At 34.7% G+C, this 16,034-nt stretch carries 10 protein-coding genes and 2 pseudogenes; 6 read left to right on the forward strand and 6 right to left on the reverse strand.

Annotated features, from left to right (window positions below):
• Positions 1 to 680 precede the first annotated feature (680 nt).
• On the reverse strand, positions 681 to 2,015 hold the full coding sequence (dsdA, locus tag OO7_RS02145) for a D-serine ammonia-lyase (protein WP_008914320.1): 1,335 nt from the start codon (positions 2,013 to 2,015) through the stop codon (positions 681 to 683).
• Positions 2,016 to 2,027: 12 nt separating this feature from the next.
• Positions 2,028 to 3,365 (reverse strand): D-serine transporter DsdX, encoded by a 1,338-nt coding sequence (gene dsdX, locus OO7_RS02150; RefSeq protein WP_008914321.1) that lies wholly within the window; start codon positions 3,363 to 3,365, stop codon positions 2,028 to 2,030.
• A gap of 219 nt (positions 3,366 to 3,584) precedes the next feature.
• On the opposite strand from dsdX, the gene dsdC reads away from it, so the two are divergent.
• From dsdC to OO7_RS02170, 4 genes and pseudogenes are all read left to right on the forward strand, one after another.
• A complete protein-coding gene (dsdC, locus tag OO7_RS02155; protein ID WP_008914322.1) occupies positions 3,585 to 4,541 on the forward strand; it encodes a DNA-binding transcriptional regulator DsdC in 957 nt (318 codons plus the stop codon).
• A gap of 375 nt (positions 4,542 to 4,916) precedes the next feature.
• Positions 4,917 to 6,784, forward strand: a pseudogene (locus OO7_RS02160) (glycoside hydrolase family 3 protein).
• A 57-nt stretch (positions 6,785 to 6,841) separates the two neighbouring features.
• Entirely contained in the window at positions 6,842 to 7,894 is a 1,053-nt protein-coding gene (locus OO7_RS02165) for a DUF2490 domain-containing protein (protein WP_043892774.1), read from the forward strand.
• 197 nt (positions 7,895 to 8,091) lie between these two features.
• Positions 8,092 to 9,435, forward strand: a complete 1,344-nt coding sequence (locus tag OO7_RS02170) for an exo-beta-N-acetylmuramidase NamZ family protein (protein ID WP_008914324.1) — start codon at positions 8,092 to 8,094, stop codon at positions 9,433 to 9,435.
• Between the two features lie 229 nt (positions 9,436 to 9,664).
• Here OO7_RS02170 and OO7_RS02175 read toward each other — a convergent pair whose 3' ends face one another.
• The 3 genes from OO7_RS02175 to OO7_RS02185 are packed head-to-tail and all read right to left on the reverse strand — an operon-like array spanning position 9,665 to position 11,688.
• Entirely contained in the window at positions 9,665 to 10,921 is a 1,257-nt protein-coding gene (locus tag OO7_RS02175) for a PTS ascorbate transporter subunit IIC (RefSeq protein WP_008914325.1), read from the reverse strand.
• Positions 10,922 to 10,932: 11 nt separating this feature from the next.
• Complete coding sequence (locus OO7_RS02180; protein WP_008914326.1) at positions 10,933 to 11,220, reverse strand: PTS sugar transporter subunit IIB; 288 nt, start codon at positions 11,218 to 11,220, stop codon at positions 10,933 to 10,935.
• A 21-nt stretch (positions 11,221 to 11,241) separates the two neighbouring features.
• Positions 11,242 to 11,688 carry a PTS sugar transporter subunit IIA gene (locus tag OO7_RS02185; protein WP_008914327.1) on the reverse strand — a complete coding sequence of 149 codons (447 nt, stop codon included), beginning with the start codon at positions 11,686 to 11,688 and terminating at the stop codon, positions 11,242 to 11,244.
• A gap of 225 nt (positions 11,689 to 11,913) precedes the next feature.
• Between OO7_RS02185 and OO7_RS02190 the strand changes: the two are divergent.
• Together OO7_RS02190 and OO7_RS02195 are read left to right on the forward strand one after the other, a co-directional pair.
• Positions 11,914 to 12,953 (forward strand): annotated as a pseudogene (locus tag OO7_RS02190) (LacI family DNA-binding transcriptional regulator).
• Positions 12,954 to 13,413: 460 nt separating this feature from the next.
• A complete protein-coding gene (locus tag OO7_RS02195; protein WP_008914328.1) occupies positions 13,414 to 14,439 on the forward strand; it encodes an HAD family hydrolase in 1,026 nt (341 codons plus the stop codon).
• A gap of 151 nt (positions 14,440 to 14,590) precedes the next feature.
• On the opposite strand, the gene OO7_RS02200 is transcribed toward OO7_RS02195, so the two are convergent.
• Positions 14,591 to 15,847 carry a PTS galactitol transporter subunit IIC gene (locus OO7_RS02200; RefSeq protein WP_043892627.1) on the reverse strand — a complete coding sequence of 419 codons (1,257 nt, stop codon included), beginning with the start codon at positions 15,845 to 15,847 and terminating at the stop codon, positions 14,591 to 14,593.
• Between the last annotated feature and the right edge of the window lie 187 nt (positions 15,848 to 16,034).

Here is a 16,034-nt window from a genome sequence, read left to right on the forward strand (position 1 = left end):
TGTCTGTAAACTGATTATTGTTGATTGAACGCAACAAAATGCTTTATTTTGTCTCTAAAATAGGTTAATAATCTGTTTTAAATCAATGAGTTATTATTTTTATTCTAATCTTGACTGTTTCAATAAAGAGTAAAGTTGCTTGGTGAGTTTACTGCTTATATTTTCAATATATTGGATGGTATGCGAGATATTATTATCTTCTAATATTATTCATTGAATAGATTAAGCTGTTTGGTCATAATATTAAATATGTTGCGAAATATATAATACTTCTCTCATGAAAAATTCAATTAAGTATCATTATTAATTAAATTTTAGCACATAATTTATTGTTTTTTTAATTGTTAATATCACTAATTTTCACAGGAGAAAACATGTGAAAATTCTAATGTCAATCTTTTAAAAATATTATAAATTTTATTTTTTATTAAAAGTAATGGTTATCTGTTTTTTACGGAATAAACTTCAATTATAATTTGCTTTTCTGATGTTTAATGAGGTTGATAATAGTACCACATATTATCCTCGTTAATTATATTTGTATTTCTAGTATTTATTTATATAACAACAAAGAAATATAAAAYTATRTCACTCAGTTTTACTRTTAATTAGAAGGAAATAAATGAAACCATCTTTCATAATTTAAAAGATGGTTTTATCTGAATATAAGCCTAAGTGAATTAACTTAACTGAGCTTTTGATAAGTATTTTTGCATTTCATCTTGTGGCACCATACCACCACCCGTTGCCCAAACAAGGTGAGTTGCATTAGCCATTTGCTCTGAATTGAGTGATTTARCGTGTAAATAATCACTATTTTCGGCGACATGAACACTGCCAGTCATGCCTGCTAATGCAGATGGTTCTAACTTAATTGCTTCAGTTTGATTGAGTAAACCAAGTAAGTTATACATTTCCTGATCATCAATTGTGTAATAGCCATCAATTAATCGTTCCATTGCGCGTCCTACAAACCCGGAAGCACGCCCAACAGCAAGGCCATCTGCCGCGGTGACGTTATCAATACCAATTTCTTGTACTGAAATACCATCATGCAGACCTGTATGAACACCAAGCAACATGCAAGGTGAATGAGTTGGCTCGGCAAATAAACAGTGAACAGCATCACCGAATGCTAATTTTAAGCCAAATGCTACGCCACCAGGACCACCACCAACGCCACAAGGTAAATAGACAAATAAAGGATGTTGGTTATCAACAGTGATCCCTTTTTCTGCAAATTGTTTTTTCAAACGTAGGCCTGCGACGGCATAGCCCAGAAAGAGTGTGGTTGAATTCTCATCATCAATAAAGAAACAGCGTGGATCTTTTTCGGCTTCTTTTCGGCCTTGTTCAACAGCGATACTGTAATCTTGCTCATATTCCACAACATTCACACCATGTGAACGTAATTTATCTTTTTTCCACTGCCGAGCATCAGCGGACATATGCACGCTAACACTAAAACCTAGTTTTGCACTCATAATGCCAATCGACATACCTAAATTGCCGGTTGATCCAACCGCAATGCTGTATTGACTAAAAAATTCACGAAATTTATCGGAATATAAGATTTCATAATTATCATCTAATGAGAGTAACCCTGCCTCTAAAGCGAGTTTTTCAGCGTGAGTGAGAACTTCATAGATCCCACCTCGTGCTTTTATTGACCCTGAAATAGGGAGATGGCTATCTTTTTTGAGTAAAATTTTCCCTGGAATTGGTGTTTGATAACGCGCTCCAAGAGCGGTTTGCATCATTGGTATCGCAACCACGTCAGATTCTATGATCCCTTGTGTGGCTTGAGTTTCTGGAAATGCCTTCATTAAATAAGGTGCAAAGCGATTTAAGCGAGCTTCAGCATCTTTTACATCATCTTGCGACAATCCCACATAAGGTAAACCCGCTTGTGTGGTGGTTGACTTAGGGTTGAACCACGAAATTTGTTTTAAATCGATTAAGTCCTGAACTAAAGGGTAGTCAGTAATTAACTTATCAATATTTATCTGAGTCATAATTATTCTCTTTTAAATCACAAATGAAAGTGCAAATGTACCGGCTAATGCAACTAATGAAGCAATTAGCGTGGCTACACTGTAAAAGCGGAATGTTTCGGCTAAGGTGGCATTACAATATTGTTTGACTAGCCAAAACAAGGAATCAGTGACGATGGTGCAACCAATTGCGCCAGAACCAATCGCGAGTGTCATGATTTCGGGGCTAATATGTGGATACATCGGCATGAGTGGCGCGACAATCGCTGTTGCTCCCATCATTGCGACAGTGGCAGAACCGACAGCAGCATGCAGAATAATGGCAACTAACCAAGCCAGCAAAATTGGGTGCATATCAATACCAGAAAGCACCAAAGCTAATGAATCGCTTAAACCACTACCTTTTAAAATGCCGTTAAATGCTCCGCCTGCACCAATAATTAATAAAATATTGGCAATTGAACTAAAGCTTTCTTCGGTTTTACTGAGAAGTGCACTCATTCCCATGTTGCGGCGGATACCCAACATGTAATAGGCGACAAAAGCAGCGATAAACATTGCCGTTATCGGATTGCCGATAAACTGTAACAATGTAAATAAAGGATTATCTTTGCTCATGTTTAAATCAGCAGCTGTTTTGATCAACATGAGAATAATGGGCAGTAAAACAGTAAATAGCGTGGCACCTAATGAAGGTAAGTCTTTCTCTTCTCGAACTTCTAAATCAGCAAAAGCTTCTGGAACGGATTTAAAAGGTAAGCGATCCCCCAAGAATTTTAGAAATAGTGGGCCGCCGATCAGTGAGGCAACTAAGCCAACTGCCAATCCTGAAACAATAACTGTACCAATATCTGCCCCTAATTCATTGGTCACAAATAATGCTGCTGGGTGAGGCGGAACGATGCAGTGCACAGCCATTAGGGCGGTACATAATGGAATAGCAAGTTTTAATAAAGAGGTGTTTGTTTTTTTGGCTATTGAAAATGCGAGTGGAATTAAGAGCACCACGCCAACTTCAACAAAGAGTGTAATACCACAAATTAAACCAATCAGTACCATGGTAACATCAGGGGTTAACCAGCGGCATTTTTGTAAGGTGATCCCGATACGCTCAGCAGCACCGGAAATCTCCATCATTTTTCCAAGTATGGTGCCTAACCCGATAATGGCGGCTAAAAACCCGAGTGTACCACCAATCCCACTTTCAATGGCGCTGACCATCTGTAATGGGTTCATTTTCATGGCGATACTGACAAAGAAACTGGCGAGTAAAAGTGATAAAAAAGGGTGAAATTTAAATTTAATAATAGAGACAATGATCAGTAAGATACTGAAAACAAGAGTACCGATCATCCACATTGTAGAGTCCATATCCTATCCCTAATTGTATTGTTGTTGTCCATATATTGGATAATAAATACACCTAGCTGACAAACGATGAAACTCCATCTTTAGATGAATTGAATTAACTCTAATGCGTGATATGCTTCATAAAAAAGAGCTATATAATGATTTGCATCATATTAATTCATCTTAAAGCCGTTATTCTAAATTTTTATGATTGTGTTTATTTCAATTGGAGAGAAATTGATGTCATCAAACCTAAATCAATTTGAGCAATCCGGATTTATTCAATGGAATAAACGTTTATCAAGTTACCAGTTGTCACGTTTGCATACTTTTGAATCGGCAGCTCGGCATAGCTCTTTTGCATTAGCCGCTCAGGAACTTTCGTTAACACCAAGTGCAGTAAGCCATCGCATTAATACATTGGAAGGCGAGCTGGGTTTTAAGCTATTTGAACGTTTTCACCGCCGTATTGAGTTAACAGCGGATGGAGAACGTATTTACTGGGCATTACGTAAAAATTTAGATGATATAAACCAAGAAATTATTGATATTAAGAATCAGGAAATTTCAGGGGAACTGACCGTTTACTCACGTCCATCAATTGCGCAATGTTGGTTAATCCCGAAAATTGCTGATTTTGCTCATCAATATCCTTCTATTCAATTAAATTTGTTAACTGGGAATGATGAGGTTAATTTTCGTGGGTATGGTATTGATGTGGCGATTTATTATGATGATATGACTCGAACTAACCTTTATTGTGAAGATTTAATGTCTGAGTCCATTGTGCCAGTGTGTAGTCCAAAATATGCACAGCAATATGATTTATATAACAATATCTATCAACTAAAAAATTGTACTTTATTGCATGACCGCCAAGCGTGGAGCAGTAATTCCGATTATGATGAATGGAAAGCTTGGAGTGAGCATAATCAGCTCATGCTATTTCCGCATCGCCGAAACCTAAGCTTTGATCGTTCAGATTTAGCGATTGTTGCCGCGATGAACCATGCTGGTGTTGCTATGGGGCGCAAACAACTTGTCGAAAAAAGGATTAAATCTCAGGAACTTGTCATGCCTTTTGGGGATATCGCATTGACATGTGAGCAGCGGTACTATTTTGCTATGCTTGATGATAAACGTAATCCAAAAGCAGATATTTTTATTCAATGGCTAAAGCAGCAAGTGACAGGTTAATGATAATCGTCTTATTTGGCTTAGTTAATATTATAAAAATAGATTTACTTTATTTTGATCGTCAAAAATAGATATTTATTTGTTAATATTTTTTATTTATAAAGATAAATATAACTTAAAACGTGTTTAATTTATTTTAAAATATTCCGGTGTTTATATTTTTTATTATTCATTATTCCTTTTATTTTTTCTATATTCTCTGATTAACGTGCTGTTTTACTTATTATTACATTGTAAATACATTTATTTTAATATTGATTATTTCTGGTTTTGTACAAATTGGAATAGTTCTAGGTGAGATTTATATCACAGATAAAAGGATTAAAAGAACTTAATTTATAATGAGAAATAAGTGAATAAGAATGGGAAAACTAAATGAAAAAAATACTATTTACATTATCTTTAATGATTTCAACCTCACTATCCTACGCATCAGTTATTACAGATGAAAAATTAAAAACATATTGGGATAACCCTGAAGATTCCGCTAGTGCTATTGTAAATGGCATGACAATGGATGAAAAAATTGGGCAATTATTAATGCCAGATTTTCGCTATTGGGGAATTGATAACGCAGGAAACAAACAACCTTTAATTCAATCAAATGAACAAATAGAAGATATTATAAAAAATATCATTTAGGCTCTGTTATTCTGTTTAGAGAAAATTTAATTGATACTGCTCAAACTATAAATTTAATTAATGCCTTACAAAAATCGAGAAGTAATCTTCCCTTATTTATTAGTACTGACCAAGAAGGCGGATATGTCACACGTTTACGTGAAGGAACAGAAATGCCGGGGAATATGGCCTTAGGTGCAACGCGTTCTCAAGGTTTGGCTGAGTTAACGGGTATGGTTCATGGAAATGAGTTATCAAGCCTAGGTTTTAATTTTAATTTTGGTCCCGTTGTTGATGTGAATAATAATCAAAATAATCCAGTTATTGGAGTGCGATCTTATTCAGATAATCCACAATTGGTTAGTGAATTAGCCAATAGTTATATCTCTGGAATACATAAATATCCCGTACTTACCGCAGTGAAGCACTTCCCTGGACATGGTAACGTTTCATCAGATACTCATTTTTCATTACCAACAATATCCATTGATGCTTCAGCTTGGCGCGAAATTGAATTAGTACCATTCCAAAATACAATTGATCATAGTGATGCAGTAATGACGGCACATATCGTCGTTCCATCTTTGGATAATACGACCCTGACAGCGTTGAATGGGGAAGAAATAGGAACACCAGCAACTTTATCTAAAGCTATTTTGACTGATATTTTGCGTGATGAATTAGGTTATGACAAATTAATCATGACTGATGCAATGGATATGGGTGCTATTTCTAAAAACTTTGATAATAATTGGGCTGTCAAACAAGCTATTATAGCGGGTAATGATGTTATTCTGATGCCTCTTGAAATTGCAAATAAAGAAGAGGTCAATAAACTGGATGGTTTATACAGTTATTTGAAGAAAGAAGCTAAGAATGATAAAGAACTAGAAAAACGAATTAATGATTCAGCCAAGCGAGTTGTATTAGCTAAGTTAAAAAATAGAATCGATGCTAATGAGAAAGATATAACACAAGCTAAACAAATTGTTGCTGCACCGTTCAATAAAAAAATTGAAGATATGGTAACAGAGAATGCAATTACCTTAATTAAAAATGAAGGCGTTTTACCTTACTCATTGAGCGATAATAATAAAATAACTGTATTTTCAGATGAAAAACCAAGAAATGATTTAATCAAAAAACATCTTTCAGCTATTGCTAATGACTCTTCTATTAATATTGATATGCAAGATAAAGTTGTAAAAATGATGGCTGATGATTTAGCGAATGATGAAATAGAAAAGATGATTAAAGGTCAAGACCTCATTCTATTAGCTACCTATAACTTAGCTAATCAACCTAAAAATGCACAAAAGATTATTAATTTAGCAGAGAAGAATAATGTTCCATTAATTGTTATCTCAACGCGTAATCCTTATGATATTGCTTATCTAGATAATGTAAAAGCTAATATCGCTATTTATGGAATTACAGGGTTTGATGTGACAAATAATGTAAGAAATAGCTTGGAAACGAATATTCGTGGTGGTTTAAACTCCTTATTTGAAACATCAGAAAAAGGCATCATTAATTCTCCAAAAGGTCAATTACCAGTCAATATAAAATCACCAGATGGTAAAGAAACGCTTTATTCCTATGGTCATGGTTTAACTTATTAATATTATATTGCTGGAGATAGCATTATGTTTAAGAAAAAACATTTATGTATTGGATTAATGATGGGTATTTCTTCTCTATGTGCTGTGGATGAGTTTGAAATAGATTATGACCAACAGATCATTAAACTCAACAAAAGAATTAATGAACTTGAACAAAAGAAAAGTGAATTAGAGAAGAGAAATAACGAGAAAAAGTGGAATGTAGAATCATATATTGGTACTGAGCAAGAAATTGACAGTGATGATAATTGGAAATTCCTTAAAGGAAGTATGGCGACATCACCTTATTTCGGTGCTTTTATTTATCAAGATAATTCACTATGGTTGTATGATGTTCAAATATTAAAAACATATTTAGACAATAACTCAGAATATGACCGAACACGTTGGCAAGCGGGAGTTACTCGTACCTTTCCATTTACCTTATATGACATGCCAGGGAATTTTAAATTACGTCTTGGTTATCGTAACGATAACTGGCATTACCCATCAATTAGTAACCCTGCATTAGCAGCACCTGAATATAAGGGAGATATTCGAAAAGGGGAAGAACGCCATGAAATTTGGGTTAGACCTCAATTCAATTATAAATATTCAGATAACTTGAGCTTTAATGGTAGTCTATCATTTCGTTTTATAGACCGAAAACTTGATTATGCTAGAGCAAAAGGTGATTACGGTGTTTACAAGCGTAATTGGAGCCAGATAGATGAACATTTTGTTGGTGGAACATATACATTTAATAAGAAAAACTCATTATGGGTAAATTATCTTTATATTGATGAAAACTTAGTAAATACATTACATAACAAAGAACATTTCTTATGGGCAGTATATCGTTATCGATTTGATAATGGTTTCATGGTAATGCCTTATACGCGTTATGCTTTAACTAAGGGTAAGCAAAGTTTCCGTGATTCTTATAACCAAGAATTTCTTTATAAAGAGAAAGATCGAAGTCGTTATGGTTTTCAATTACTTTATCCAATTACCAATAAAACATCGATTTTTTGGGATGCTTATTATCGTCCAGAGGTAACATGGAATAAAGGCAATAAAGAAAATAATAATTTCTTCTTTTGGGCAATTGAATTACGTCATACTTTCTAGTTAATAATCACTTAAAATTTTAAATGCTACTTTAAATATAATAATGTTATTTATATTAATATTATGGCATCACCCATTTTATTTATGATTAGATACGTATTAAGCTGATTATGTATTGCGGAGAAATAGACTGCAATTTACAATGATGGCTAATTGATAATTAGGTTTATCTATTAGCCAGTAAAGAGAATTTTATTATGAAAAACTTTTTATATTTTTTAGCCGTTTTTCTTTTAAGTTCATTTGGTATTTCTTCATTAGCCAATGCAGAAAAGAATGAACCAAACCATGAAATTGTTTTAGGAGTAGATAGAGAAGCGATTTATGGGCCACTTTTAAAAGGTAAAAAAGTGGCATTAATGGTTAATCAAAGCTCCATTAATAAGGATGAAAGACATACGATAGATAAATTATTATCGGAACAAGAAGCTTATAACTTTAAAGTAACAAAGTTATTTTCTGTTGAGCACGGTATTCGAGGAGATGAAGATGCCGGCTTTGGTGATAATGATCATGTTGATAGTCAAAGCGGATTACCGATTATTTCTTTATATGGAAGAGATGAGGCAGGGCGTTCACGTGCTCATCCAACAGCAGAACAATTGCAAGATGTAGATATCGTTATTTATGATTTACAAGATGTAGGTGTTCGTTTTTTTACTTACACTATTTCAATGCATCATTTGCTTGAAAGCCTACAAAAATACAATAAAGAATTTATGGTATTTGATAGACCAAATCCTTTAGGCGATCAAGTTTATGGGCCATTACTGGAAGAGAAGTTTATATCGGGTATTGGTATGCATCCTATTCCAATGGTACATGGTTTAACATCTGGTGAATTTGCATTAATGATTGTGAATGAAGGGTGGTTAACGAATGGTAATGACACCAGTTGGCAAGCACATGGACAAGCAGAATATCAATTTCCTGCAGATAAACTGCATGTGATCCCTATGGCGAATTATCAGCATGGGATGCCATATCATTTACCAAGAGCACCTTCACCGAATTTAAGAACAGATTTATCTATCAAACTTTATCCATCATTGGCATTGTTTGAAGCGACGAGTGTCAATATGGGGCGTGGGTCGACACAACCCTTTGAGCAGTTAGGTTTTTCATCGGATAAATTTTACGAAAACATTAGCTATACCGTAGATATAAACCAAGAAAAATATGGTTGGCCACAAGCGGGTAAACAAGTTTATGGTGAATCATTAACACATCTCGACGAAAAAAGTGTTAAACCTACAATTAGCCATTTTACAAAATGGTGGTTTAAATTTCATGAAAATGGATATCCATTAGCCATTGAAGCAGATAAAGAAGCGCAATACTTAAAGTATCAAAATGATTATTTTGTTATTCGTCCACTTTGGTTAGCTAAATTAGTGGGTAACCAGCAATTTCTTACAATGCTAAATGAATCCATTGAAAAAGGATTAAGCCAAGAGCAAACCATTGACTTGATCGAACAGAAGTGGCGTGAACAAAATCAGGATTATTTAAAATTACGTGATAAATATAAATTGTATTAACGTGATGAGATATAAAAAATACTGTTATTGCAGTGATTAATGCAAAATAGAAATATATAGTTGCCTGCATATTCTTAATAAATTAAGGATATGCAGTGCTATTATGTTTATAAATGAAGAATAAATATATCGTTTTAAAAAAGCCCCATCATAATGGGGCTGACAAATAATCTACATTTAAAATAAAGTAGAACACACCTCAATAATATTGCTTGAGGCGTGTAAAAAGTTAACGAACGATAATACCTAATAGAATTCCGATAGCACCAAAGTCCGCATCACTGAATGTGGTATTCGCAATACCAATATCGCCCAAAACAGGTAATAGGAATACAGGTAAGAATGTAATTAATAATCCTTGAGCGAATGCCCCTAAGATAGCACCACGACGCCCGCCAGTTGCATTACCAAATACGCCCGCCGCTGCACCAACAAAGAAATGCGGTACAACACCGGGAATAATAACCGTCATATTTAATGCATATAGTACGAACATGCCGATAATACCTGCGGCGAAGCTACTTAAGAATCCAACTAATACCGCATTAGGTGCATAAGGGAAAACAACAGGACAATCTAATGCAGGTTTTGCATTCGGTACTAATTTGTCAGAAATTCCTTTAAATGCAGGAACAATTTCAGCAATAACCATACGCACACCTTGCAGGATAATATAGACCCCGGCAGCAAAGGTAATGGATTGCATCAAAGAGAACATAAACCAGTTTTTGCCACCGCTCACTTCCCGGACAAAATCACCGCCTGCAAATAGGCAAGTAATAATAAAGATAATGAACATGGTGAATGAAATAGCGACTGGCGTATCTCGCAGGAATAGTAAACTTTTAGGTACATTCATATCTTCTGTTGAATGTTCTTTATTACCAAATTTACTGCCAATAAAACCTGCTAATACATAGGAAATTGTTGAGAAATGCCCGATTGCGACATCATCTGAACCAGTTACTTTTTTCATGTATGGATGCGCAATGGCTGGGAAAAAGACCATGCAGAAACCAACAATCAGAGACCCGACAATGACTAACAGGGTTCCTTCCATTCCAGCTGTTGCTAGAATGACCGCTATCATCATTGACATGAATAGTGTGTGATGACCAGTTAGGAAAATAAATTTCCATGGCGTAATGCGTGCAATCAAAATATTGATTAACATCGCAAAGAACATGATCATTGCCATTTCACGACCGAAGCTTTTTTGTGCAATTGAGACAATCGCTTCGTTATTTGGTACAACACCATTAATACCAAACGCATGTTGGAAAATAGCTGAGAAATCACCTAATGAGCTAACAACTAAGCCCGCACCAGCACCTAAGATCACAAAACCCATTATGGTTTTGATGGTGCCTTTAATGCATTCTGTAACGGGCTTTTTCTGGGCGATTAGGCCAATAAGTGCAATAAAACCGACTAAAATAGCAGGTTCAGATAAAACATCCTGCATCAGAAAACGAAAAAATGACATAAAGCCTCCGTTTACATCGCCCCAAGTTTTTGTAATGCAGCAGTGATGCGTTCTTTCATAGCTACTTTATCAATCATATTGTCAAGAGCGACAATTTCTCCACCGACTTGCTGGGCAATTAATTGCTCTGCAATATCCGTTGTGCCAACAAAAATATCACTGACAGTGCCTTTTGCTGAGCCTAAATCCACATGATCCACATCAGCATTAACTTGCAAATCTTTCAAAATACTTTTGATGCTCATTTCCATCATTAAACTGGTGCCTAAGCCATTTCCACAAACAACGGTGATTTTCATAATGTCTACCTCAATATTTAATTATTCGTATTTAGCGATGATTTTTAAAATGTCATCAACGTTTTCTGATTGCATGATGCTGTCTATATCGTCTTGATTATCAAAAAGTTCGGCAAGTTTTGCTATCGCCCCGATATGGCTATTGCTATCTGTTGCTGCAAGGACAATTAATAGTTTGATGGGATCATTTCCTTCAGAACCAAACTTAACGCCTTGTTTTATGACTGTTAAGCCAAGAGATAATTGATTCACACCATCTTCAGGTCGGGCATGCGGCATAGCAATACCCGGTCCTAAAACATAATATGGGCCAATTTTCTCGTGTGATTTGATTATGGCATCAACATATCTCTGTTCGATGAACTTATTATTAATTAATGGATTGCAAGCAATTTGAATTGCATCTTGCCAATCTGAGGCGCTTTCTACGACCTGAATAACATTCGGGGTCAATAATGTCGTCAGCATGGTGTTGCTCCTGGTGAATAGAATTTTATATTTTTAATCATTGGGTGATATTAGTGATCTATGGTAGCGCTATCTAGTTGAATTGTTCATTTCTGTGATAGCGCTATCATGTTAGTTAAATATTGCGAACAAAGGCGAAATGAATAAACTTGTGAGCTGATGAATAAATGAGACTTGTGCTAAGTTAGGGCTGTTGAATTAATTAAGGCTAAATAAAACTACTCAATGCAAAAAATACGAAAAAGAAAAAATACTGGGCGTGTGACACTACAAGATGTTGCTAAGTATGCTGGCGTAGGTTCGATGACGGTGTCTCGTGCTTTACGTACACCTGAACTCGTTTCTGATAAGTTACGTGAAAAAATTAATTTGGCTGTTGAGGAGCTTGGCTATATTCCGAATTTAGCCGCCGGAATTTTAGCATCGGGGCAAAGTCGAACGATTGCAGTATTAATTCCATCTTTACGGGATAATGCCAGTGCCGTTTTTTTACAATCATTACAAGAAGTCTTGAATAAAAATAATTATCAAGTAGTTATTGGTAGTCATGATTATCAGCAAAAAAAAGAATCTGAAGTTCTATCTACTTTATTACAAAGCAATCCTGCTGCACTTATTATATTTGGTACAATTAATTCACAAAGTGTATTTAATTGCCTTAAAAATTTAGATATTCCTATTATAAATGCGGCTGGAGAATCTAATTATCCCGTTTCATTAAATATAAAAAGTAATATCGGAGAAGCGGTAAATTTTTTAACAAACTATTTATTACAAAAAGGATATAAAAAATAGGCTATATCGGTGCACAAATGGATAGCAAAATGCAAAGCCAGCAATTGAGTGGTTGGAACAAAGCGATGCTGGCTCATAATGAAAGTGCAGAGCAAAGTATTACAACCCCTTATGTCGCAACAATGGATTTTGGTCGTCAGGCAATTAGTGAAATGTTAACTCGACAGCCGGAATTAGAAGCTGTTATTTGCAGCCATGAAATGATTGCTTTAGGTGTACTATTTGAATGTCAAAGAAGACTTGTCCAAGTTCCAAGAATGTTAGCATTAGCATGTGTTGAAGGATCGGCTAATTGCGATCATATCCAGCCATCATTAACCTCTGTGCGCATTGATTACAGTAAAATGGCGCGGGATACGGCAAAGAAATTACAAAAGTGGCTAGCAGGTTCTGATATTGAAGGCGATTTTTGTGAGACTCAAGAGGATATTATTTTTCCTTATAAATTTGAAGTTAGGCAAAGTACTTAAAAAACTCGCTTTGATAAAAGCTACTTGAAGAAAATAAATAATGAAGATTGTTAAGGTTTTCACTACAAGTAGCCTTTTTAAATATAGGATATTACATTTTTAATTAAATATTTTTATAGGTTTCTCTTTGTAATTATTAATTAAATCAAGATGATAATTTATTATAAATTTTATCTTTTTTATTTTGATAGTACTTATTTGATGTGAATTTTAATCATATAAATTATAGATAATATAAAGCTTAATTTTGTTGAGATCTTTTAGGGGTTGTTGTAGTGTCATAAAAGAATGCACTAATAGAAAAAGAGGAGATAAATGAATAAAGTAAAAATAGGTTATCTTCATTAATCTTTTTAAGATTTGTTTCGTTATATATAAATAGCATAGTGTTATGTTATTTATAGAATTACCTAGAATTTTTTATCTCATTGTCTAATAACCCTAATAAGATTATTTTAATATGAAAAACACAACATCACTATTTAGTAAAATATGTATTTTATCTCTATCAATATGTTTTAGTTCTGTCGCTTTATCTAAAACTGATTCATTACCTTCATGGAATGATGGAAAAACGAAATCTTCGATTATTAATTTTGTTGAGAAAACAACAACTGAAGGAAGTCCTAATTTTGTTGAAGCTAAAGATCGTATAGCAACATTTGATCAGGATGGTACATTATGGGTTGAGCATCCAATGTACACACAGTTCTTATATGTTTTTGACCGTATAGAACAATTAGCAAAAGAACAGCCTAAAATGAAAGAGGCTGAGCCATTCAAAACGGTTCTCTCTAAAGATCCTAAAAAAATAAGTAAATTAACACCAGAACAGTTAAATATTATCGCTGTAACGGCTTTAACTGGAATGGATTTAGAAGCTTATAATAAAGAAGTTAGTGAGTGGCTGAAAAAAGCAAAAGACCCGAGATGGGATAAACATTATACCGAATTAACTTATCAACCAATGGTCGAGCTGCTTAATTACTTAAGAGATAACGGCTATAAAACATTTATTGTTACTGGTGGCGGTCAAAACTTTGTCAGAGTATATAGCAACGATGTTTATGGAATTCCTCCAGAACAAGTGATGGGTTCTTCATTTATGACAAAATACTCATACACTAAAGCTGGTAAGCCTATTTTGCTGATTGAACCATCATTATTAATCAACGATGATTTTGGTGGCAAAGTAAGAGGTATTGAATTACTTATTGGTAAGAAACCTATTATTTCTGTGGGTAACTCAACCGGTGACCGTGAAATGTTAGAATATACAACATCAGGAAATGGTTTAAGACTGGGTATGTTAGTTTTCCATGATGATGAGGTTCGCGAATATGCTTATGGCCCAGCTCAAGGTCTTCCAGATACAGAAGTTGGAACATTTACTCAAAGCTTGTATGACGAAGCAATGGCAAAAAATTGGATTGTCATCAGCATGAAAAATGATTGGAAAAAAATATTCTCATTTGAAGCTCAATAAATCATTTTGATATGAAAAATATGAGCAATATTTATATATTTTGAATGAGTATTAATATTCTCGGTTTCAATAATGAAAACCAGCTAACTTATCAAAAGTGGATAATTAGCTGGTTTAGTTGCTATAAATGGTACTAATTCAGTATTAGAATTTATTCAGCGATCATTTCTCCCACTTTTACCGCTGCCCAGCCTGCAGGCGTTGTCGCGCCGCCGACAATATTTGTCATTTCTGATATACCTTCAGGCACTGGAATATTTGAATTAGCTGCTGCTTGTGTATATTCCTTTGAAATATCAGTTCCCACATAATAAATAGAAGTAAGCACTAATGTCCCACAAACGAACATTCTGAACATATTACGTTTGCAAAATGGTGTTACCATGGCTAATAAAAACATAAGAGAGGCAAGGTCAACAAACGGAAGAACTTTATTTCCCGGTAAGATAAATGCGAGCACAATCGCCATTGGAATAAGAAGTAAGCCTGTTGCTAATACAGATGGTTCACCGATTAATAATGCCGTATCCATGCCGATATAAAAATCACGATTAGGGAATTTCTTTTTCAATTTACTTTCAACAGCATCACGAACAATAAGTAATCCTTGGACAAGAATTTCGATCATTTTAGGCAGTAATAGCATAGCCGCAGAAACCGTAACTGCTAGTGCAACAGATTCGCTAATTGGATAACCTGCCATTAAAGCAAGTACTAATCCTAAAATAAAACCTAGCGTGAGTGGTTCGCCAAATACACCAAATTTTTTATTAATTGTTTCTGGCTCAAGATTAATTTTATTTAATCCGGGAATTTTTTCTATAATAAAGTTTGTGACAATACCAAAAGGTACATACATAATACAGGTCAAATGTGGAAATGAAATTCCTTGTAGGTTGTAATTGCGTTGTAGGTAAGGTGCGGTAATATCAGCAGCAATTAATGTACCAATAAAAATAACATAGGTTATGCCGATGGATAACCAATAACTTTCTGTTCCAGCATAGACAACAGAACCAACTAATAAGAATATCCAGTAATTAAAGATATCAATATTGATTGTTTTGGTTAATTTAAAAATAACCATAACTAGATTAATTGCAATGAAGCCAATAACGACAGGTAACATAATAGGTGAACCCCAACCGATAGTCGATGCGGTTGGCCAACCCGTATCTACAACAGTAAGATTCAGTCCCATTTTTTCAACCATGGCTTGTGATGCAGGACCTAAGTTGGAAAGAAGTAAGTTGATAACCAAGCCGACACCGACAAAACCAATACCGACTAACATGCCCGCTTTAAACGCAGTGCCGATTTTTACACCAAAACATAATGCAATAATAAAGAAAATAATTGGCATCATGACGGAGGCCCCGAGGCCGATGATGTTGTTTATTATGTCCATTTGTATGTCCTTTCTTTTTTACCCGTTATAATTCACACCACAGCGTTGTTGACTTCACTCATAAACCCAAGTCACATACTTATGTATGCTCCTTGGGATTTATTCCCTCGTCGCCTAGCTGTAGCGCGACTTATTTAGGGTAAAGCTGCCGTTATAATTCACTTCACCGCGTTGTTGACTTCACTCA

Source organism: Providencia sneebia DSM 19967 (assembly GCF_000314895.2).
In the GTDB taxonomy this organism is placed as follows: Bacteria; Pseudomonadota; Gammaproteobacteria; order Enterobacterales; family Enterobacteriaceae; genus Providencia; species Providencia sneebia.

Bases quoted from the DNA above. Each gene is read 5' to 3' on its own strand.
- dsdX (WP_008914321.1), bottom strand. From the start codon at position 3,365: ATGGACTCTACAATGTGGATGATCGGTACTCTTGTTTTCAGTATCTTA.
- dsdC (WP_008914322.1), top strand. From the start codon at position 3,585: ATGTCATCAAACCTAAATCAATTTGAGCAATCCGGATTTATTCAATGG.
- OO7_RS02165 (WP_043892774.1), top strand. From the start codon at position 6,842: ATGATGGGTATTTCTTCTCTATGTGCTGTGGATGAGTTTGAAATAGAT.
- OO7_RS02170 (WP_008914324.1), top strand. From the start codon at position 8,092: ATGAAAAACTTTTTATATTTTTTAGCCGTTTTTCTTTTAAGTTCATTT.
- OO7_RS02175 (WP_008914325.1), bottom strand. From the start codon at position 10,921: ATGTCATTTTTTCGTTTTCTGATGCAGGATGTTTTATCTGAACCTGCT.
- OO7_RS02180 (WP_008914326.1), bottom strand. From the start codon at position 11,220: ATGAAAATCACCGTTGTTTGTGGAAATGGCTTAGGCACCAGTTTAATG.
- OO7_RS02185 (WP_008914327.1), bottom strand. From the start codon at position 11,688: ATGCTGACGACATTATTGACCCCGAATGTTATTCAGGTCGTAGAAAGC.
- OO7_RS02195 (WP_008914328.1), top strand. From the start codon at position 13,414: ATGAAAAACACAACATCACTATTTAGTAAAATATGTATTTTATCTCTA.
- OO7_RS02200 (WP_043892627.1), bottom strand. From the start codon at position 15,847: ATGGACATAATAAACAACATCATCGGCCTCGGGGCCTCCGTCATGATG.